This window comes from Paenibacillus sp. FSL H8-0457 (assembly GCF_038051935.1).
Lineage (GTDB): Bacteria > Bacillota > Bacilli > Paenibacillales > Paenibacillaceae > Paenibacillus_AQ > Paenibacillus_AQ lautus_A.
Genome location: NZ_CP150293.1, coordinates 3,818,558 through 3,838,431 on the forward strand (window position 1 = coordinate 3,818,558; position 19,874 = coordinate 3,838,431).

A 19,874-nucleotide genomic window follows, 5' to 3' on the forward strand; every position below is an offset into this window, starting at 1 on the left:
AAATCTCCATTACGGAAATGGCAATTTTACCGATCTCAGTATCCGCCTGTTTGATCGTACTAGTCATCAGCCTAGATCTATCGCAGGAATGGATGTTGATCGGCTGGACACACGGAATATTTTATTTTTCTCTCTTCACTATAATTTTGTACGCGTTACTTTGAAGTAAATTTGATAAGGTTCGTACCCGATATCCCGAATTCGTTTGAACGTGATGGCAGGTTCCTGGTTGACTGTCTTGAAGAAATACCGCCAACTCCCCCATTCACGTTCATTTTCGTTCTCGATAGCGGACGCAATATCCTCATCCCTCATATAGAGCTGCTGTTCTGATTCGCACAAGCCTGCCAACACTTCTGGACCGTATCGGAAGGCACCTGTTCGTTCGTCGTCCGGTAGCGGAACAAACCGAATGCCGATTGGCAGCATGATCGAGACGGTATCGCCTTCCTTCCATGCTCTGTGAATGTCATAGAAGTTCTCGCTGTCCAGAGTCGTCCCCTGCAGAACGTCATTGACGTACACGGATGCTCCCGCCATGATCCACTCAGGTATGCGGAAGCGGAGCGTGAACGTTGTCGGTGCGGCAGCAGATACAATGAAATCGTATTTGCGAAAAGTAGGTATATTTTCATTTATCGACGCTGTATCATTAATAGCTTGGTACCCGGCCGTGTTAGACGAGGATAGGAGGCTACCGCTCATTTTGTCCTGCGTCTGTACGATCCGTATGAGGGTTCCAGCGATACTTGCGTCCAACTCGGAATCGAAATATTGACTGATATAGACGATATCCCCGTCCTGATAATAAATTCCCATGTTCCAGGCCGCATTCGCCTGAACCATCGTGCCGTGGCAGCAGAAGAAGCTGTCGGTTTCCGTGCTCCACTCCTTGCGCAGACCGGCCTTCATGGGGAGGAAATAGGTCAGCAGGCCGGTTCTAGGATAGTTATGCTGACTACCAGTCAAACCATATTCCTGATAATAGGCTTGCGCCATAATGCCATTGTATAGATTGTACTCGATATATTGCGCGTAGGTAGGGTCGCCAGATTGACGAAATAAGAAATCTGCTAGTCGGATCATGTTATAGACAGTACAATGCTCCTGATTTTTGTCACCTAGGCGGGCCTTCATCTTCATCTTCGGCATCCAGACCTCTCCAGCGGTTTGACCGCCTGTCGCAAGGCTTCCCCTTTCCGTTACAGCGCAATTCCAATACGCTTGGACGATGGACAGCCACCTGTCGTCTCCGGTAACCTCATAAGCTCTCGCACAGCCGAGCACTTCCGGTATCGTAGTGTTAGCATGCATATTCGTAAGCGGATCCTTGCCCTCCAGCAAGGGTTGAAACAGCCGACTGCGATAATACCGGTCTAACAGCACACGATATTTGTCCGCTCCGGTTATGTGCAACAGATCGGCCCAAACCTCAAGCATTCCGCCTGTCTCCACATCGAGAATATCGTCGAATTGCTCTCTTGTGAATGTGCCGCTCCATTCGACAAACCAGTCCGCGAACCGATCCACGATATCCAGGGCCTGCCGATTTCCGGCATATTGCCAGGCATCGACCAACCCCATTAATATTTTGTGACAATTGTATTGGGGCGCCCAGATGCTTTTTCCGCTTGCAATCCAGTGCAGATATTTTTCGGGTATCGGACCGACCCACTGACCGCCGTTATCGCGTTGGCATTCATGCAATTCATGCACAATAGCATCCAGTTTGGCCTTTAATTCGATGTCGCCGCTTTCTTCATAATGCAACGCCGCACCAGACAACCAATGACCAAGAAAATGGCCGCGCAATTGGCAGACCGGCGTTTCCCAACCGCCGTGCGCACCTTCGGGAATCGTTCTTCCATGAAATCTTCCGGCCTCCAAATGATAATTAAACAACAGATGACCGCTGTCCAGCTTCATCAGATAGCTTCTGTTCGCTCGTTCCCTGCGGATCAGTTCTTGCTCTTTCAAAATGACCTGTTTGCCTCTCAATGCTTTCATTGAGTTCCTCCTTTCGATATGTCGGCAGAACGAGCTTTTAATCTTTCAGCCCGTCTATTTCACAGTAAGCATCTGGCGGCGTCATACCACCACGGAAGGGTCGCTCTTGCGGGACATGCCGCGCTGGGCGGCAATCAGCTTGTAATAGATCCCCCGCTTATCCATCAATTCGCGATGCGAGCCGATCTCGGCGATCCGCCCCCTGTCGAGAACGACGAGCCGATCGGCATGGCGCAGCGTAGAGAGGCGATGCGCGATAGCGATCGTCGTGCGGTTTTTCGTCACCCGTTTCAGCGCTTCCTGGATGGCCGCTTCCGTCTCGATGTCAAGCGAAGCCGTTGCCTCGTCCAGAATGAGGATTCGGGGATCGTTCAGCACGGCCCGTGCGATCGCTATGCGTTGACGCTCGCCACCAGACAAATTGTTCCCGTTCTCTTCGAGCCTCGTATCATAACCGTCGGGCAAATTGATGATAAAATCATGCGCGTTCGCGATTTTGGCCGCCTCGATTACTTCTTCCGGTTTCGCACCCGGCTTCGAATACTGAATGTTCTCCGCAATCGTCCCGCTGAACAGGAACGTCTCCTGCAGCACGACTCCGATCTGCGAGCGCAAATCTTCCTGCCGGATCATCCGGATATCGATATCGTCGATCCGAATCTCCCCTTCGTTCACATCATAAAAACGGGAAATCAGATTGATCGTCGTTGATTTGCCCGATCCGGAATGGCCGACGAGTCCGATCATCTCCCCCGGCTTCACGGTGAGGTTGATTTCCTTCAGAACAGGCTCATACGATCGGTAACCAAAAAAAACGTCGCGGAACTCGATCGAGCCCCGAATCCGGTGGCCCACCGCGTTCTTTGCATCGATGACTTCCGGCTGCTCGTCGATCACCGAGAATACACGATGCATTGATATGACGGCATTCGCGATCCAGCGCGGCATGAACATCAACCAGGAGATCGGCCCGAATATCATTGTGGCGTAAGCGCTGAACTGAATCAGTTCGCCAACGTTCATTTCCCGGCCGATAATCATGTAGCAGCCGATCATGAGGACGAGATATTGGCCGATCTGAATCAAATAATTCGAGATCGGCGATAAAACGCTGTACAATTGCTCGCTCTTGATCGCGGCTGCGGCAAATTCGCCGTTGTATTTCCGGAATCTGCGGATTTCCCGCTCTTCCTGGCCGAACGCCTTCACGACCCGGATGCCGCTTAGAACGTCGTGAAGGAATGAGTTCGCCTTATCGGAGATTCGCCACTGCTTGTGAAACAGCTTGTGCAGCACGTGTCTCCAAATATGGTAGTGCAGATAAGCAACGAACGGAGCGGGAAGGAGCACGACCAGCGCTAGCCGCCAATCGGCGGTAAAGAGCAGAGCCGCTGACGCAACCAGGATGATCAGTTGGTAGATGGCCGTTGTGCACATCTCCTGAATCAAATGACGGATGCGGTCCGTATCGGCCGTCACCCTGTTCATCAGGTCTCCTGCTCGCTGGGACGTCAAAAATCCGAGCGACATGTTCTGAATCCGATCGAATACCGTTTTGCGCAAATCGGCCGCAATGCCCGTACTGACGCTGGCCATGATCCGGTTTTTGGCGATGCCGAGCAGCTCGCCGAAGGCCAGGGCGAACAGCATCCCGGCGAGGGCAAGGAAGAACACCCTAACGTTCGCTTCTTGCCCGGCGGGGGGCAGCAGCGCAGCGTTGACGAGTAGCTTCTGGAAATAGGGTCCAGCCATCGCCAGTCCCGAAGCGACGATCAGAACGCCAAGCCCAAGCATTAAGCCTCGCCAGTGCCTTCTCGACACGAGAAGCAGTCGTTTGAAAGCAGCTGTTCTGCTCATGCATCGGGGACACACCCGCGTACCCGGGACGAGCGATCGTCCGCAAGCTGCACAAACCGGATCCGCTTCATCATGATAAATACGGATGGGGCGAGCGGCAGCCATGTCATTCAAGATTTGGGCGATATAGCCGTACCTGGCCGCATGCTGCATCGTCACCCGGACGACGATTCGCTTCGTCTCGTTCTCCGTGGCTTCGAGCACTGCATTGCCAACGAACGGCACCAGCTTATAATCGCTGGCGTCCGCGATGTTTCCCTCGTCTCGCACCTGGCCGTCTTGCACATAGGCCCACCTGCCACCGCCGATCGCAAGATAGCCTTCCACCCGCTGCCCTTCCAGCGACAGGTCGGCCGGGACGCAATAAGCGATCTCCGCTCCGACGACTTGCCGTACCGCCGCTAAATCCTGCTCTGAAAGCGTGAAATTCAAATTCATCGATTTTCCTCCGTTACCGCCGTTTACAATCTCATTTCGACCATTCGGTATTCCTTGTCGCTCAGACGGTCCACCTGCGGGATGACGAATCGGTTTCCGTCGACGTCGATAATCAGCAGGCGATTCTCCGCGGCGAACTTGACGTTGCCGCTGCCGTTTCGCACCGTAAACCGGCACAGTCCGGCAGTCGTTGCAACTTCCCAATAGGAATAGCCGAACTCCTCGGTTACGGCAATAACCTTCGTTATTTCCGGCGTAAAATAGCGGATTATCATCTGCCTTTCAATCAGGGAGGCCGTGCCTTGGGGAAAATCGTCAAGATGGCGGATCATGCCGATCTCCTTGTTATCCGCCGTACGAATCGACAAGAATGAGCGCTGGTTCGTATGCGGAAAGGAACAATGCACGTAAACCGGCGAATGCACTTCGCCCCCGGTACTAACCGATAGCATACGTCCGTTCGTCTCCGTGAAATCCGTATTATCCGGGGTCAAATATCGGATGCCCGCCGCATCCGCCAGCTCCGTCCCCCGATGTTCGTCCATCGTCGTCATGCGATGATCTCCCCCTTCATTCTGAGCGCTTCGTCATGTTTGCGGACCAGTTCCCTATAGACGCCCTCCATCGCCATCAGCTCGTCGTGCGTGCCCGCTTCGACGATGACGCCTTTATCCATCACAACCAAAAAATCGGCTTGCCTTAACGTGGACAGCCGGTGGGCGATCGCGATGGTCGTCCGTCCTTTGACAAGCGAATCGAGCGCCTGCTGAATTTGCAGCTCCGTCTCCGTATCGAGCGAGGCGGTCGCCTCGTCTAGAATGAGCACCTTTGGGTTGTGCAGCACGGCCCTGGCGATCGAAAGCCTCTGTTTCTCCCCGCCGGACAAGCTGTAACCGCCCGATCCGACCTGGGTATCATAGCCGTCCGGCAGCTTTTCGATGAAATCGTGCGCATTCGCGATTTTGGCCGCATGCAGAATGTCCTCCGCCTGGCAATCGGGATCGGCGTACGCGATATTTTCGGCGATGCTGCCCGAGAACACATAGACATCCTGGGATACGATCCCGATATGACGCCGCAGTGAAGCTGTCGAAAGATCCTTGACATTGACGCCGTCGATCCGGATTTCCCCCTCGGTTACGTCGTACAATCGCGACACCAGATTGACAAGCGTCGATTTCCCCGCACCCGAATGGCCGACGACGCCGATCATCTGCCCCGGTCTCGCGCACAAGGACACCTGCTTCAAAATCGGTTTGTTCGGCTCGTAGCCGAACGAAACGTTATCGACCACGATATCGCCTTTCATCGCCGGCAAATGAACGGCGCCAGGACGCTCAGCTACATCCGGCACGGCATCCTGGATCTCGAAGATACGCTGCGCCGCCGCCATGCAATTGGACCACCAGCCGACGATATTGTTCATGAACTGAATCGGCCCGTACAGCATCATCATATAGTTGACGAACGTCAGCACGGCGCCGAACGACATCCGGCCTTGCATCACGTACCAACCGCCGAACGCCCAGATCAAGATCCCGCCCGCCTGCGTCAGAAAATTGAGCACCGGGAACACGGTTCCGCTCAATTTGTTGAAACGCTGTTCGGCCCCGGAGAATGCATCGTTCGCCCGCTGAAAGCGGCGGATCTCCACCTTTTCTTTACCGAATGCCTTGACGACCCGCGAGCCGCGAACCGAATCGCTGATGATTGAATTCAGGGCGCTCACCCTGCGGTGCCTTCGCCAGGACAAGCGCCACAGCTTCGGAAACGCGCTCCGGACAAGCCAGAGGACCAACGGCATCGGCAGCAGGCAAATCAGCGTAAGCCGCCAATCCATCCAAAGAAGCACGGCGGTGATGCCGATGATGTTCAACGCATTTACGATGAAATAAGAAAGCCCGTCTAATAAGAAATATTGCAGTTCCTGTGCGTCGTTATTCACTCGGGTCATGAGATGACCGGTCTGCCTACGCATGAAAAAATCGAGCGACAACCGCTGCAACGCGGTAAATACGGCCGATTTCAAATCGAATGCGACCTTTGCCGCCAGTTTTGCGATAATGGTGCCGAACAAGACCCCGAATAACAGCGATAGCGTTCGGAATGCGAGAATGATCACAATGACAAGACCGATCTTCCCCGCGAAAGCGCCACTTCCGGCAAGCGCCTGATCAAAGAGCACCGTGCCTTGAAAATAAGGAATGACGAGACCGGTCGCCGAGTTGAGCAGCATAAACAACACGATAAAGAAGATAGACAGCTTATACTTGCCCGCAAACGACAGCAAACGTGCGAAGACGGCATGCCTCTTCATGCATTTCGGGCAGAATGGCCTGCCTTCTTCAGGGTACATCAATCCGCATGTCGGGCAGGAAGCCCCTTCCGATTCCTCGTTTTGTTCGAAGGCCTCCAACCGCTCGTTTTTCTTCATTTTGTCGAAGGCTCCCGCAAATCGGACGGCCTGTTTCATTTGACCACTCGTGAATGCGCCGATCACTCGCTCTTCCCGCTCCTTTGCCACGACCATGCCGGAAGCGACCAGATTAACGATGATCAGGGATTCCAATCGTTCGACGGGAATGCGTTCCCATGCCCAATCGACGGAACGGTCTCTCCCCGGCTTGCCAGCGTCCTTGCTCCGGCGGGCTGCATCACTCGAAAACGTCTTCTCCTTCGAAGTGACGCTGCCACGAAAGATGTGAAGATATTCCCGGGACAAGACGAGATATCCGTCCGTATAGCCGCCGTCCGGCAACCGGTCACACTCCATCCAGTGCACCAGATCAGCGGCTTTTGTACCTTTTCTGTCCAACATGGACATGATTTCCTTCGGCAGTAACGTCATGATCTTTTCGCCTTTCGGTCATTTTGGCTGAAAGTAAAAAGCCCGGCCATAAACGGACAAGGCTTCCTTGCACATTAGCTATCTTTAAAAAGGTGCTGAGAAAAATGATACAAATCGCTCTTCCATACGGACCAATCATGTCCGCCAGGTTCCTCAAACGAAATATGTGGAACCTGGTGCTCCGCCAAATACGCATGCGTCCGGTCGCTAATCGGCTTAAGACTGTCTTCGTCGCCGCATGAAAGCCACAGCAATTTGAGCCTGGCCGACGCTTCTTCCGGTTGCGGGACGAGCTGTTCAGGAGATTTCGTATTGGGAGCCGGGGAAAAAGCGCCGATCCATGCGAAACGGTCGAGGTGCTTCAAGCCGATATTCAAGGATTGCCCCCCGCCCATGGACAACCCCGCAATCGCACGGTTTTCCCGACCTGTCGATACCGAATAACGCGACTCGACAAAGGGAATAAGGTCGTTTAGCAAATCGAATTCGAACGTCTCGAATGCTTTCACTTTGTCCGGATCAAACAGGTCCCCTTCAGCCCGATCGTTCGGCATCGCACGGCCATTGGGAAAAACGACGATCATCGGCGCGAGTTTCCCATCCGCGCATAGATTATCCAGAATCGTCTGCGGATCCGCATGGCGGTGCCATTCCGACTCATCACCACCGATCCCATGCAATAAATAAAGCACGTTGTACGTTTTATCATCGCCATCCCCTGGTGGCGTATAGATCGTCGCCTTTCGAAAGTTGCCTACCGTTTCGGATGCATATTCCACCGTTTCGATTATTCCCCTGGCGATATGTTCCCGTTGCCGGTCGAATCCGGCCGGGGCCTTCTCCTTCATGTTCCTCTCCCCTTCAGTTCATAGGTTTAGCGCCGGGCGATATCCAAGCAAACTCACCACTTTGGCAAGCTGTGCTCTAATACAACCCTATGGAACATAACCGAAGCCCAGAATCGTGAATCGCTTATCCTCGTGGCCTTCCGCCATTTCGATCTCTACCGCATGTTCATCCGAATTTGGATCATTGTATAAAATCACAGCATTGCAGTGGGTCCAGTTCACTTCAAGCGGATCGGCGGTCTTCTTCAGCTTCCCGTCCACCCATATCTTCGCGGTCCCGAATTCCCGGCTGCCGGAGTCTTTATAAACAAGGATGAGACTCTTGCTCCGGAAGGTCATCTTGAAGCTGTGCTTGCCGGAATCGGCCGTGTGCATCCAGTTGTGCGGAAATTGCGGCGTCCCGTATGCATGATCGTCCATTTCCGCCGTCTGCAGATCCGTGTCGATGTCCGAAAAACCGCCGGCATCAATGCGGGCGAAACGGTCGCCATTCAGACGGTCGAGCAGCTTCGTTAAAGCGAAGTCGTTTCCGATCAGCGGAGGCTGTACATCCGTGAAGTCTTCCTCGTCGGTGGGGGAACGATCGGTTATCTCGAATAACCAGCCCAAACAATCGGCCATCACCCGATGTCCTGCATTGGTCGGATGATATATGTCGTAGAAAAACTGCCTTTTCGTAATCACGTTGCCTTGCTCCTTGCTGTATCGAAACTGTTCCGTGACCGCATCCTTCACGCTGACCATCGGAAGGTTGTAATGCCAGCCTACGGGGGCTAGCCGGTCTTGAAGATTCCAGTCGTTCACGAATACGCTGAACAGCAAAATCACCGCCGGCTTGTGATCGGCACGAAGAGCCTTGAGGACCAGGCTCTCGTAACAGTTTCCTTTCGTTTCGTCGCCGGCGTCGTTGACGGCAAACTCGACGATCACGATATCCGGCTGTACCTCCCCTTCTCGAAGCACATCCCGATCATAGCGGACGATGCCCAGCTCCGACGGTGTGCCGCCTACGCCGGCTTTGATCAGACGCATCGGGCTGTCGGCGGCTGGTGCAAACCTTCGCTTGAACAGGTCATAGGATTGGTATGCGTAGCATTGGGAATGGAGCGGAACAGCACCGGCCCCTTGAGTGATGGAACCACCGATGTAGGCGATGGTTACGGGCTCGCCTCGCTTCGCTTTTTCGATCGCCGCTTTTAGTCGTTTGTTATGGCCCGGACTTATGAGCGATTTCTTAATCATGTCTTGATATGCTTGTGATTCCACATCGACCGGCGGGTCGGCTGCAACCTCGGGAACTTGGTAACCGTCATGAAGATAGAATACGATGCTTGCCGTTGCCAACACGCCCCCTCGCTCAAACTCCAAGACGAATTTGCCCGGAACATGGTCATCCGAATATCGACCCTCGTCGTTATCCAGAACCAAGAGCGTTTCCGTTCCGTTGGCTGGACAGGTTATAGTCTGCCGGGATCCCGTTTCGTATGGATTCGCTTTTCCCCAGTTCCAAAATGTGAATAGGGCGCTCGATACGTCTCGTTCATGAGCATGAACGGAGATCCCGATACAGTCCACCAGCCGGCGGAGACCGCTGCTGCTCTTTAGCAGCTCAAGAATGGTTTCATCCGTCACACCTCCCGTAAATCGGGCTTTATCGACGAGTTGGCTCCCGTCCAGGTAAATCTCTTGCGTATACTTCCCATCGGGACGAATCGTCGCTTCGATCATCGTCTCATATAGGATGTAAAGTCCGCGGCGTCCGACTGCCGGATTCTGCGGTGCGGCCGGGCCTTCCGTTTCATTTGCCGCTGTCGTCCCATGGTCTGCCATGGCTCGTCATCCTCCTGCTCTACCGTTCGGCTTTTTCGTAGCGGAAATAATCGAAGTCGACATGGCCGCCGATTTGCGTGGTGGCATAATAAAATAACCCGATCCGATAACCCATAAAGTGATCTAACGTATACCGCATGTTCAGCTCTCCGCCGATCGGCATCCACTCCGACCCGTCGACAGAATAATGAAAGGAAGCCACATCTTTGCTGTTTTCAAAATCAAAATGGATTTTCAAATGCACATCCCTGCCGTGAAAACGTACGGTTTCCAGCTCCTTCTCTAGGCCATCCCCATCGTTCACGCTCATCCCGATGAACTTGTCGCCGTTTTCTGCCACCTTAACGCCTACGGTGCCGAAATGGCTTTGCAGGGCAACAAGCCCAGCTCGATCGCCCGGCTTCATACGATCCGTATCCAGCAAGGCCAATCCCATGCAAGCAGGCCCTTCCGTACGCTGCGTTAACGTATTGCGCGCCTGAAGCACGCCTGCAGCCAAGCTGCCCGTCGTCAGTCTTAGAAAACCGGGGCGTTCGGTCACCGACCACAGCCGATGATCCGGGTTGTGGTTCCACTGCCAATTCAGCGCCAGCTTATCCGATTCGTATTCGAATTCGTCGCTGATCACGAGCGGCTTCGCCGCGCCTTGCGGCAAGTCGACATCAAACCGTTCCGGCACCTTGCCTTCCATGCCGAACACCGGCCAATCCTCCTCCCAGGCCACCGGCACCAAGCACGGGATTCTGCCGACTGCATCATGATCCTGGAACAGCATCGCGTACCACTTGCCATCCGGCGTGTCGAATATTCCTCCCTGGGCAATTCCCTTGTTACGGTATCCGAGATCGTCATCCAATACGATTCTTCGTTCATAGGGGCCGAGCAATTCCCGTGACCGGTAACAGATTTGTCTGCGCCGGCCGTTGCCGAAGCCTGCTTTCGGCCATTCAATGAACAGCAAATAATAATAACCGTTGATTCGATAGGCATGGCAGCCTTCGCAGCGAAGTCCGATACCCTCCGCTTCCGTTTTGAACAGCAGCTGGTGGATTCCGTCCGGCTTAAGAGCCGTGGTATCCGCGGTCAACTCGGTGATGTAAATATCCCCGTTGCCGTAGATTACGAAGACGCGGTCATCATCAAAAAGCAGGCCCGGATCATGCCGAAGTCCGTCGATGACCGAACGCTGCCACGGCCCCTGAATGATATTGTCCGTGCAGTACACGTAAAATTTCCTGGTATCGTTGCTGGAGAAACAAACATAGAATTTGCCCTGATGATAGCGTAGGCTGGCCGCCCAGGATCCTTGCCCGTATATATTTTGGCCGTCTTCCAAACGATGGGCCTCATTGTCTTCGAACGTATCATATACGTAACCGACAATTTCCCAATGCATCAAATCCTCGGATCTCATGATCGGACAGCCCGGCATCGAATGCATGCTGGTGCTGATCATATAATAAGCATCCTCTGCGCGGATGACATCCACATCCGGCACGTCCGCCCATATGATCGGATTTGTGATCAATGTCTTGTTCATAGATGGTTTCTCCCTTCAACTAATGGAGACTGCTGGAACGGTGCGCGATCAAACATCCTGAAATGTCTGATCCGCCTTGGCTTCCTTCAACAGGTTCCAATAAGATTCCTTCGGATGATGATTCTCATCGAAGACAAACGGCCAATTTTTGCGGCCCCTTACCGGAAAATGATCCAGCCAGGTATAATCGTCCGCCGCGCCCCAGAAGGTTACGGAAGTTATGCTGCCGCTGTACTCTTTAAGCAGCCGGAACAATTGTCCGTAACGCTCCGCCTGGCGCTCAAGCATTTCTTCCGTCGGCGCCGCCAGATCGGTCCGCTTATCCTCATGCGCGAAAACGGATACGTCAAGCTCCGTTATATGGAGCATCAGGTCAAGGCTTGCATATCTTTCGATGGCCCTGCGGATATCGTCAAGCGAAGGGAACTCCAGATTCCAATGAGCTTGAAGCCCGACGCCGTGAATCGGCACATCCTGCTCCTTTAACAATTTAAGGAGCGCGTAAATCTTCTCCCTCTTCTCCGGTACGGATTCGTTGTAATCGTTATAAAACAGCAGAGCTTGCGGATCCGCTTCATGCGCGTATTCGAATGCCTTGGCGATAAAATCCTCCCCGATTGACGCAAGCCACGGGGAAGAACGAAGAAGTTCGCTTCCGCTGTCGGCAATGGCTTCGTTCACGACATCCCAAGCATGGACATCTCCGCAATAACGGCCAACCACCTCATCGATGTGCGCTTTCATCCGCGCAAGCAGCAGCTCGCGGCCGGCTTTTCCGCCGGAGCTGTTTTGAAACACCCATTCCGGCGTCTGATTATGCCATACGAGTGTATGTCCTCGCACCGCCATTCCGTTCGATTTGGCAAACGATACAATCTGGTCGGCTTGCTCGAATGTATATACCTCTTCCGATGGGTGCAATCGCTCGAATTTCATTTCATTTTCCGCCGTAACGCTGTTGTAATGGTGCGTCAACAATTCCTTTTGAGTCACCATCGTGATCGGATTCACGGCAGCTCCGATGTTGAAGCTATTTCCAAAGGCTTCATGAAGCTTGGGCAGCTTCTCCACATTCATTCTCATCATTCGGCTTTCTCCTTATCACGTTTTTTTCGGTAAGCGGCATTGAGCTATACAATTGTTTATCCATAATGCTCGCTCGATTCTGCGGTAACGTCTGTTTATAACTCGGTCTTCGCCGCCTCAACAACGGCCCAAAATGCCGGTTTGGGCTGATGTCGTTGATCGAACAGCAAAGGCGCATTGGTACGTGCGACCGGAAAACCGTGAAGCCAGGTATGATCGTCGGCGATGCCCCAAAACACGACGCCGCTAAGAATGTCCTTGTTTTGGCGGAATGACTTAAACAACTCGCCATATCGTTCGGCTTGCAGGTTTAGGATTTCTTGCGGGAGATCTTGGCCGTAATCGCTGCGGTCGTTCCAGGCATAAATGCTCATGTCGAGCTCGGTGACGAGATTGTCGAGGCCAAGCTCCGCGAATTTTCGCATCGACGTGATGATGGAATCCACCGATGGACCATAGATGTCAATATGCGTCTGATGTCCGACACCGTCGATCGGAACACCTTGCTCCAGCAAATCTTTCACCAGCTGAAACAAACGGTCCCTTTTCACAGGGTTATCCGTTCCGTAATCGTTAATATAGAGCTTCGCTTCAGGTCATCCGGCTTCATTGCGTTCTCCGCCACCAGCCAGCGGACATGCTTCTTCATCAGCTCCGACGATGGGCCGTTGGTCTGATTCGGTTCGATCGCGGCGCCGATCGGAAAATCCTCCTCGAATAGTTCATGAAGCGATGGAATATCTTGCCGCACAGACGGTTGTGCCTGCGGTTCAGTAGACGCGGGTTTGTTTGCACTGGCTGGGGATTCGGCACTCGAATTCCCGTTCGACGCTCCGGAGTTCTCCCGTAGCTCCGCGGCTCCTTCCTCCAGTGTTCCTGGTGCCTGACTTTCCGCGGCCTGCTTGTTGCGGCTGTCCATATAGGACACGATTAAGAGGAGAACAACGGACGCTGCCACCGCAGTTGCCACTGACGTTACCGCCCATCTGCCGAGTTTAGACATACGAAGCAAAACACTGCCTCCTTTCAGCTTCGAGCAAAAAACAGAAATCCGGTACGGAGCCCGGAACCCCGCCCGAATGGTCATAACTCCATATTAGCGCTTACATTTTTTTGCAACAACCTGCCAAATTGGGGTCCTTCACCCGTCCAATCTCAGGTTGTCAAAATTTCTTACGCGTTCACATACCGGTTATATTCGGTAAGAAGTAAATATCGGTTAGAAATATAAAGATCGGCACATTGTGATCCAGCCTTCCGTTCCCCATAATGTTATCAAACCGTATGTAAGCGTTATTACAAAGAAGTTAGGGGGAAGCATTGTGCATGATATTCTGCTTGTTGATCTGGAAACTCATGATGTAGAAACACCGGGAAGCCCGCCGGATTGGAATGATTTGAGATGCTCGCGGTGCCGCTGCGTCAGGTCCTCCTCGTCCGCTATGCAATTCGTTGCCTTGGAGCCTTACACGGTAGTGATTATCCATGCGTTCGGTTCAGATTCCGCAGGCATGGAGTTATGCGAACAAATCCGATGCGTAAGCCGAGTCCCTATCATTGTTGCCGGAGGCAGCACGGACTTTTATTGGACCCGGAAAGCCTTGCAGCTGCAAGTCAACGATTATTTGCCAGCACCGTTCACGATCGAAGAGCTCAGCTCCAGCTTGCAGATGATCACGCCGACAACCGATTCCGGTGACGGGAATCCGTGTCTTAGAGGGTCCCATGTCCATGCGGAAAAGGAGGATCAGGTCATTCAAGAGGTCAAGGAATACTTGGAAGATTCGAAGTATCAAAACGTCACCTTGAAAGAAATTGCCGAGCGGATGCATTTCAACTACTCCTATTTAGTCCAAAAATTCAAGTTCCACGAGAAGATGACGTTTAACGAATATCTATTGCAGCAGAGAATGGAGAAAGCGAAATTCTTGCTGGTGCACACCAACATGAAGATATACGAAATCGCTGACATGGTGGGTTATAACGATATGGACTGGTTCTATAAAAAATTCAAGTCCTATGCCGGCGTAAGCGCTAACATGTTTAGAAAAATGCATGGATCGCAGACAGTTCAGATCGCCTCTGGCCAGCATTAACTTGTACGTACATTATAACCTCGAAACCTAAAAAAGGCGCTGCTTTTTTCGGGAGCGCCTTTTTAGATTGCAATCATGTTATTAACGAACAGGCAATATCAGCAATCAATGATGAAATTGCCATGCTTCGAAATCAAATAGCCTCTGATCCCGCTGCCCGGTAAATATGAAGTAAAGATGATGGATGCCGGACGCGCCCGAAACCTCTATGGAGAATTCCCTTCGCTGTTCCGTACCGGATGAAGGCGGTACGTCCACCTTGCCGATCCGTTCTCCATCCGGACGATCCAGCCGAAGCTCCAGCCGCCCTCCCGCATCTATACCCGAGACCCAAGCCGTAAACGCAGATGCTCCTTTCCCGAAATCAGCATTGGCCACTGCGATCCAATCCCGGTCATGGATGTCCGTGACCCTCAATATCGGGCTTCCCTGCGAGTCCTCAGCAGCCATAGACGTATTGACTTGAATTCCGGCATTCCATGCCATCGTTACCGCCTCCGTTCGTTGGAAAGGATTGAGCGGCTGGATCCCTTTCACGCCTTCCATGTCAGCTACAATCTCCCTGATGGTACCGTCCGGCTCGAAATAAACCCGGTTCAGATGGGTTGACCGATAGCCTTTGGGAACCCCCATGGACTTCGACAGCGTTTGGGCGTGATAGGCAATATACCAGTTTTGTCGGAGTTGAAAAATGACGTGATGATTATTCCCTCCGACCCCGAAGAAATGCCCTGGATTTTTCAAAATAGTCCCTTTATAAATCCAGGGTCCCATCGGATGCTCGCTGACCATATAAGCGATCTCGCCTGGAGGAGGACTGTTCTCCGGCCGCGTTCCTCCGGAGAAATTGGAACAGTACGTATAGTAATACTTTCCACCAAACTTGTTGATTCCAGAATCCTCGAACATATAAGGAGCTGGAATCGTGACGGCTTCTCCAAGCACGCTGACCATATCTTCGCCAAGCTGCATGACGCGAGCCGTATCCGGCATTTCGGCTTTGCCTTCCGGAACGCCGCCGCCAAAGTAGATATAGGCTTTCCCGTCATCGTCAACGAGCACGGCGGGATCAAACAACCACGTGACTCCTTCCACGCCAGGCGTGTTTCTTGTGATCAGCGGCTTTCCTATAGGATCTATCCACGGGCCAACGGGGCTGTCGCTCGTCAGTACACCGATGCTGCTGGCATTGTTGGCAAAATAGAGGAAGAATCGATCTTCCCCGTGAATCACCTTGTGCGCGGCCGCTGGTGCCCATGATTGCGTTGCCCATGCGGCAGCGCCGGTCGGTCCTGCAACCTGGATTGCGCCGTGATCGGTCCAATTGACCAAATCCGAAGAAGAGATGACGGACAGCTTGTTGATCGTGCTGTAGCTGTTGTCCTTGACGTTCCCGTCACCGTCATACTCTAGTGCGTCATACGTGTTATATAAATATACACGACCGTCTACTGCCAGCGCATAGGGATCCGCGCCGAATTTATGCGAGACGACCGGATTCCCATTCGGAGGAATCTTGCCGATCGCGACCGCGTACGGCTCGCTGCGGGTGCTGTCCGCATCCCGAATCGTATCCATGCCGCTGCTGCCCTGGTCCATCATTTCAGTTCCCGCCTTTCCTGCTTTGATTTCATCACTCATCTTGTCACTCAACTCCTGGTTTAACAGTTTTGGATCGTCTTGGCCACGATTCGCAAAGTTTGCAAAGACAAACATTATGCAAACGAACGCGAATACGGTAGATATGACCAGTAACGGCTTTACGGGCTTCATCCCTGAACACGCCCTCCTCCATCGTTACTTGGCGACCTGTCATTCCCATTACGGGTCGACATTTCGGAAGTGGTCGTAAAAAGTGTACCTCTTGCTAAGCAAGGCAACAACCCGACATTCCATCTGAAAACACCGGACTAATAGTAGGTGGCCGGCCTAATTCACGAGATTGTCCCGGTACTCCTGAGGCGTTAACCCCGTCGCCTTTTTGAAGAAGCGGGTGAAGGAATGGGCTGCATCGTATCCGACAAGAGGAGCCACGTCCCTTACCTTCAAATCCCCTTCCTTAAGCAGCTCCTTGGCTCTTCGGATTCGGCATTTTTCGATATATTCGGAGATGTTGATTCCCCGTTCTTGCTTAAACAAGCGCGATAGATAGGACGGATTGAAATAATAGCGTTCTGCAAGATGCACAAGGGTCACGTCCTGATCCAAATGCTCCTCGATATATTGACATACCCGATCAATGACATGCGCCGTTTTGCCTCGTTCATCCATTCGTTTGAAAGCGAAGATGTCTTCGGCCGTTCGCCTCAAATACCGAAAAGCTTCCTTCATGGAATCATGGCCTTCCAAGTCCAGCAGCTTTCCCCGTTCACCGGTAGGATCCTGAAGACCTAGCCGGGTCAGCTTCGCATACAGCACCAGCGCGATAGAATAATAAGCTTGGGCAGCGTGCTGATGAAGATCGTCCACGGTCAGCACGATTTCCGACATCTGCTCCAATTCTTCCATAAATTCATTTTCCCTTCCGGCCTCCAAATGTGCTTCCAAGATGTCCGCCTTATGACTCGCCTCCACTCCTTCCTTGCAGTACGGCGATTTGTCAGAGTCGGTTTGATCCTTCAGAATCATCGGAAATCCGTCGCCCATCTTTAGCTGCTGCAGCCTTCGCAGCCTTTCATACTGTGGTGTCACATCCTCCCACCGGCACGGGAAGCCGCTTATGGTGAATGATACGGTAAGTTCAAGAGAATCAAGGCAGGCTTCCTGGATGAGTTCAAGCGTACCCTCCAAATAAAGAACCAGACGATCCCCGGTCGGGTTCTCGGACCGAGGCTGGAGCAACCATAATAAATCCCCGTGTTTGTCCACGACGCCGATGCTGCGGACATGCTCCTCCATAAAAGAATTCCATATCCATCTTACCGATCGATGGCCATTTTTCTTTTCTGCATATGCTTTGCCTGCTGAATACGCTACGCGGCCAAGAGCTAACAGTACAGGAAGTTTCGGATCCAGCCCAATGTTCAAGGTTTGGAAATCGTCAATCATCGCTTCGTTATCCGCTCCAAGCAAGCTGCTGTCCGCTACGAATTGCCGGAAGTACTCCCCCTGCTCCATCCACTCCAGCGCTTCGATCTGCATGCGAGATTGCTTGAGGCATTCTTTCATGCGGTTGCCGCTCTCGATTTCATGGATAACTTCCTTCACGACCTCCATGACCTTATCGAAACCTTCCGTCTTCAACAAATAGCGAATATTGGGCATCTGGATCGCTTGATAAGCGTAATCGAAATTACTGTACCCAGTCAGAAAGATAATTCTGCACCTTGGCCAAAGAGCGCGGATGCTCTCTGTCAATTCCAATCCGCTCATGCCCGGCATGCGTATGTCCGTCAGAACGATGTCGATTCTCGTGCGCGACATCCAATTCAGCGCTTCCTTGCCGGAGTAGGCCCGGCAAACATCAAGCTTTTCGGGCATCCATTGATGAAATACTTCGAACAAACTGTTCGTAATAATCTCTTCATCGTCGACGACCAGCAATCTATACATGTCCATTCCCCTCCGTCAGCCTGATTCGAATCTGGACCCGCAATCCATTCAATGGACTTCTTGAAAGAACTAATCCGCTGCTTTCCCCGTACGTTAAGGCAATTCGCCGATGGATGTTGATAAGGCCCGTCACTTCAGGGGATTCAGCGGATTCGGACGTCCGTTCAAGCCGCCTGTTTAGCTCTTCGATTTCGTTATCCGTCAGCCCGTTCCCATTTTCTTCAATCACGATGGAGGCTTCGTCTTTATCCAAATGAAACGCTACATGCAGCAAACCTTCATCCTGCATTTTTTCGAGACTGTGCTCATAGGCGTTTTCGATAATAGGCTGAATGATCAATCGCGGCACCTTGATGGTCTCCATTTCCTTCGGCAGCTCCCCGAATTGAACGCGGATCCGCCTTGAGAATCTGAGCTTTTGAATCTCGGTATAAATGCGGGAATGCCTCGTCTCTTCCAGCAATGGAACGTTGTCCGCATCATTGCGGGTAATGAATCGAAAATACTCTCCAAGCATGTTCGTGAACAACTCGATTTGCGCGACATCCCCCGTTTTGGCCAGGGAACTCAAGATGAAGAAGCTATTATATAAAAAGTGGGGATTGATCTGGGATTGGAGCTGTTTCAGCTCCGCCCTTTGCATCATGAGCTTATGCCTGAAATCCTGATCAATCAAATGCTGCAGCTTGATAAGCATATGATTGAATCGATCGTATAAATAGCCGAACTCATCCCTTTGTCCGTGCCTGATCCGGATATTAAACATGCCATCTTCCATTTTCCTGAAACTTTGGACAAGCAGGAGCAGCGGTTTATGAACCAGCTTGTATGTCGATACGGCATAGATGGCGATGGCTAAGAGCGTCGTGCCTGCAAACAGCCAGGCCCAGACATAAAATTTACTTAGCGGCCGCTTCACCACCTCGGTAGGCAAGTAGGTGAACACGGATAATTTCAGCTTATCGGAATACGCCTTATCGATCAGATACCTGCCTGTACCGATCATTATCAGTTGGCGATTCGCATTTGGGATGGCCTGCATGGCCCCTCCCATTAAACGATCCGCCTCCTCATGGCTGGCCAGAGCAAATCCGGACGGCTCGGAGACGATAAAAGCCCCGCTTTCCGGATATACGCTGATTTGCATCAGGGATTCCCTGAGTTTGCTCGGATCCAGTTCGATCTGAACGATCAGGAACGGCTCTTCCCCTTTTCTAGCTCCGTATTTAGCCGCTACAAGATGGAGCGTATCGTCGATCTGCAAGAGTCTCGCATTGCCGTGCGCCTTTCCTGCTTGGACATTGTTATACCGTATCGAGTCGAATGGGTTCATCCCGGTCATGGCTGAAATCGTTTTATCCATGCCGCGAATATGAACGAATACGTCTTTTATGTAGACACTGCTGTTTTTGATGGAGACCAGTCGAGGCAGCAAATAATGGAGGCTTGCTTTTCTATCGACCGTGCTCATCATCTCCCATGTCAGCGCCATTTTGTTGAGTTCCCCGTCCTGCAAAATATCGTATTGCTGAATTTCCAACCATTCGATTTCCCGGTTCAACCCGTCCAGGTAAGCCGAAAGCTGCGCTTGCGAATTTTTGGATATTTCCTGGCTAGCGTATTGGTAACTCCAGTTATACAGATAAACACCGAGAATGATAAGCGGAAGAATAACGAATAGATAGGTAGCAACCAATCGAATAAAGATGGTATTACGAATGGAATTCACGGGTAACTTAAGCAATTAAACTCCTCCGATGCGTGTGAATATG

Annotated in this window: 14 protein-coding genes; 1 reads left to right on the forward strand and 13 read right to left on the reverse strand. The window is 52.2% G+C overall.

Annotation, left to right across the window (positions count from 1 at the left end; genetic code table 11):
* Positions 1-138: 138 nt before the first annotated feature.
* From MHI43_RS16755 to MHI43_RS16800, 10 genes are all read right to left on the reverse strand, one after another.
* Complete coding sequence (locus tag MHI43_RS16755) at positions 139-2,007, reverse strand: beta-L-arabinofuranosidase domain-containing protein (RefSeq protein WP_015735515.1); 1,869 nt, start codon at positions 2,005-2,007, stop codon at positions 139-141.
* Positions 2,008-2,088: 81 nt separating this feature from the next.
* Positions 2,089-4,302: an ABC transporter ATP-binding protein gene (locus MHI43_RS16760; protein ID WP_036660569.1), complete on the reverse strand. Its 2,214-nt coding sequence runs from the start codon at positions 4,300-4,302 to the stop codon at positions 2,089-2,091.
* A gap of 23 nt (positions 4,303-4,325) precedes the next feature.
* Positions 4,326-4,856, reverse strand: a complete 531-nt coding sequence (locus MHI43_RS16765; RefSeq protein ID WP_015735517.1) for a DUF1854 domain-containing protein — start codon at positions 4,854-4,856, stop codon at positions 4,326-4,328.
* Positions 4,853-7,120, reverse strand: a complete 2,268-nt coding sequence (locus MHI43_RS16770; protein WP_235201641.1) for an ABC transporter ATP-binding protein — start codon at positions 7,118-7,120, stop codon at positions 4,853-4,855. The genes MHI43_RS16765 and MHI43_RS16770 overlap by 4 nt, the downstream gene beginning before the upstream one ends.
* A 104-nt stretch (positions 7,121-7,224) precedes the next feature.
* Entirely contained in the window at positions 7,225-7,998 is a 774-nt protein-coding gene (locus MHI43_RS16775; RefSeq protein ID WP_036660572.1) for an alpha/beta hydrolase-fold protein, read from the reverse strand.
* An 87-nt stretch (positions 7,999-8,085) separates the two neighbouring features.
* Complete coding sequence (locus tag MHI43_RS16780) at positions 8,086-9,828, reverse strand: SGNH/GDSL hydrolase family protein (protein ID WP_036660573.1); 1,743 nt, start codon at positions 9,826-9,828, stop codon at positions 8,086-8,088.
* A 19-nt stretch (positions 9,829-9,847) separates the two neighbouring features.
* Positions 9,848-11,368, reverse strand: a complete 1,521-nt coding sequence (locus tag MHI43_RS16785; protein WP_036660574.1) for a glycoside hydrolase 43 family protein — start codon at positions 11,366-11,368, stop codon at positions 9,848-9,850.
* Positions 11,369-11,416: 48 nt separating this feature from the next.
* Entirely contained in the window at positions 11,417-12,445 is a 1,029-nt protein-coding gene (locus MHI43_RS16790; RefSeq protein WP_036660970.1) for an endo-1,4-beta-xylanase, read from the reverse strand.
* 104 nt (positions 12,446-12,549) lie between these two features.
* Entirely contained in the window at positions 12,550-13,005 is a 456-nt protein-coding gene (locus MHI43_RS16795; protein ID WP_235201644.1) for an endo-1,4-beta-xylanase, read from the reverse strand.
* Entirely contained in the window at positions 13,002-13,466 is a 465-nt protein-coding gene (locus MHI43_RS16800; RefSeq protein WP_327196867.1) for an endo-1,4-beta-xylanase, read from the reverse strand. Before MHI43_RS16800 ends, MHI43_RS16795 begins: the two co-directional genes overlap by 4 nt.
* 310 nt (positions 13,467-13,776) lie before the next feature.
* On the opposite strand from MHI43_RS16800, the gene MHI43_RS16805 reads away from it, so the two are divergent.
* Positions 13,777-14,550: a helix-turn-helix domain-containing protein gene (locus MHI43_RS16805; RefSeq protein WP_036660575.1), complete on the forward strand. Its 774-nt coding sequence runs from the start codon at positions 13,777-13,779 to the stop codon at positions 14,548-14,550.
* A 105-nt stretch (positions 14,551-14,655) separates the two neighbouring features.
* Here the strand turns inward: MHI43_RS16805 and MHI43_RS16810 are convergent, their stop codons facing one another.
* From MHI43_RS16810 to MHI43_RS16820, 3 genes are all read right to left on the reverse strand, one after another.
* Entirely contained in the window at positions 14,656-16,323 is a 1,668-nt protein-coding gene (locus tag MHI43_RS16810; protein ID WP_036660576.1) for a glycoside hydrolase family 43 protein, read from the reverse strand.
* Positions 16,324-16,479: 156 nt separating this feature from the next.
* A complete protein-coding gene (locus tag MHI43_RS16815) occupies positions 16,480-18,102 on the reverse strand; it encodes a helix-turn-helix domain-containing protein (RefSeq protein ID WP_036660577.1) in 1,623 nt (540 codons plus the stop codon).
* Positions 18,095-19,846 (reverse strand): histidine kinase, encoded by a 1,752-nt coding sequence (locus tag MHI43_RS16820; protein ID WP_036660579.1) that lies wholly within the window; start codon positions 19,844-19,846, stop codon positions 18,095-18,097. Before MHI43_RS16820 ends, MHI43_RS16815 begins: the two co-directional genes overlap by 8 nt.
* Between the last annotated feature and the right edge of the window lie 28 nt (positions 19,847-19,874).

Bases quoted from the DNA above. Each gene is read 5' to 3' on its own strand.
- MHI43_RS16755 (WP_015735515.1), bottom strand. From the start codon at position 2,007: ATGAAAGCATTGAGAGGCAAACAGGTCATTTTGAAAGAGCAAGAACTG.
- MHI43_RS16760 (WP_036660569.1), bottom strand. From the start codon at position 4,302: ATGAATTTGAATTTCACGCTTTCAGAGCAGGATTTAGCGGCGGTACGG.
- MHI43_RS16765 (WP_015735517.1), bottom strand. From the start codon at position 4,856: ATGACGACGATGGACGAACATCGGGGGACGGAGCTGGCGGATGCGGCG.
- MHI43_RS16810 (WP_036660576.1), bottom strand. From the start codon at position 16,323: ATGAAGCCCGTAAAGCCGTTACTGGTCATATCTACCGTATTCGCGTTC.
- MHI43_RS16815 (WP_036660577.1), bottom strand. From the start codon at position 18,102: ATGTATAGATTGCTGGTCGTCGACGATGAAGAGATTATTACGAACAGT.
- MHI43_RS16770 (WP_235201641.1), bottom strand. From the start codon at position 7,120: ATGTTGGACAGAAAAGGTACAAAAGCCGCTGATCTGGTGCACTGGATG.
- MHI43_RS16785 (WP_036660574.1), bottom strand. From the start codon at position 11,368: ATGAACAAGACATTGATCACAAATCCGATCATATGGGCGGACGTGCCG.
- MHI43_RS16780 (WP_036660573.1), bottom strand. From the start codon at position 9,828: ATGGCAGACCATGGGACGACAGCGGCAAATGAAACGGAAGGCCCGGCC.
- MHI43_RS16790 (WP_036660970.1), bottom strand. From the start codon at position 12,445: ATGAATGTGGAGAAGCTGCCCAAGCTTCATGAAGCCTTTGGAAATAGC.
- MHI43_RS16775 (WP_036660572.1), bottom strand. From the start codon at position 7,998: ATGAAGGAGAAGGCCCCGGCCGGATTCGACCGGCAACGGGAACATATC.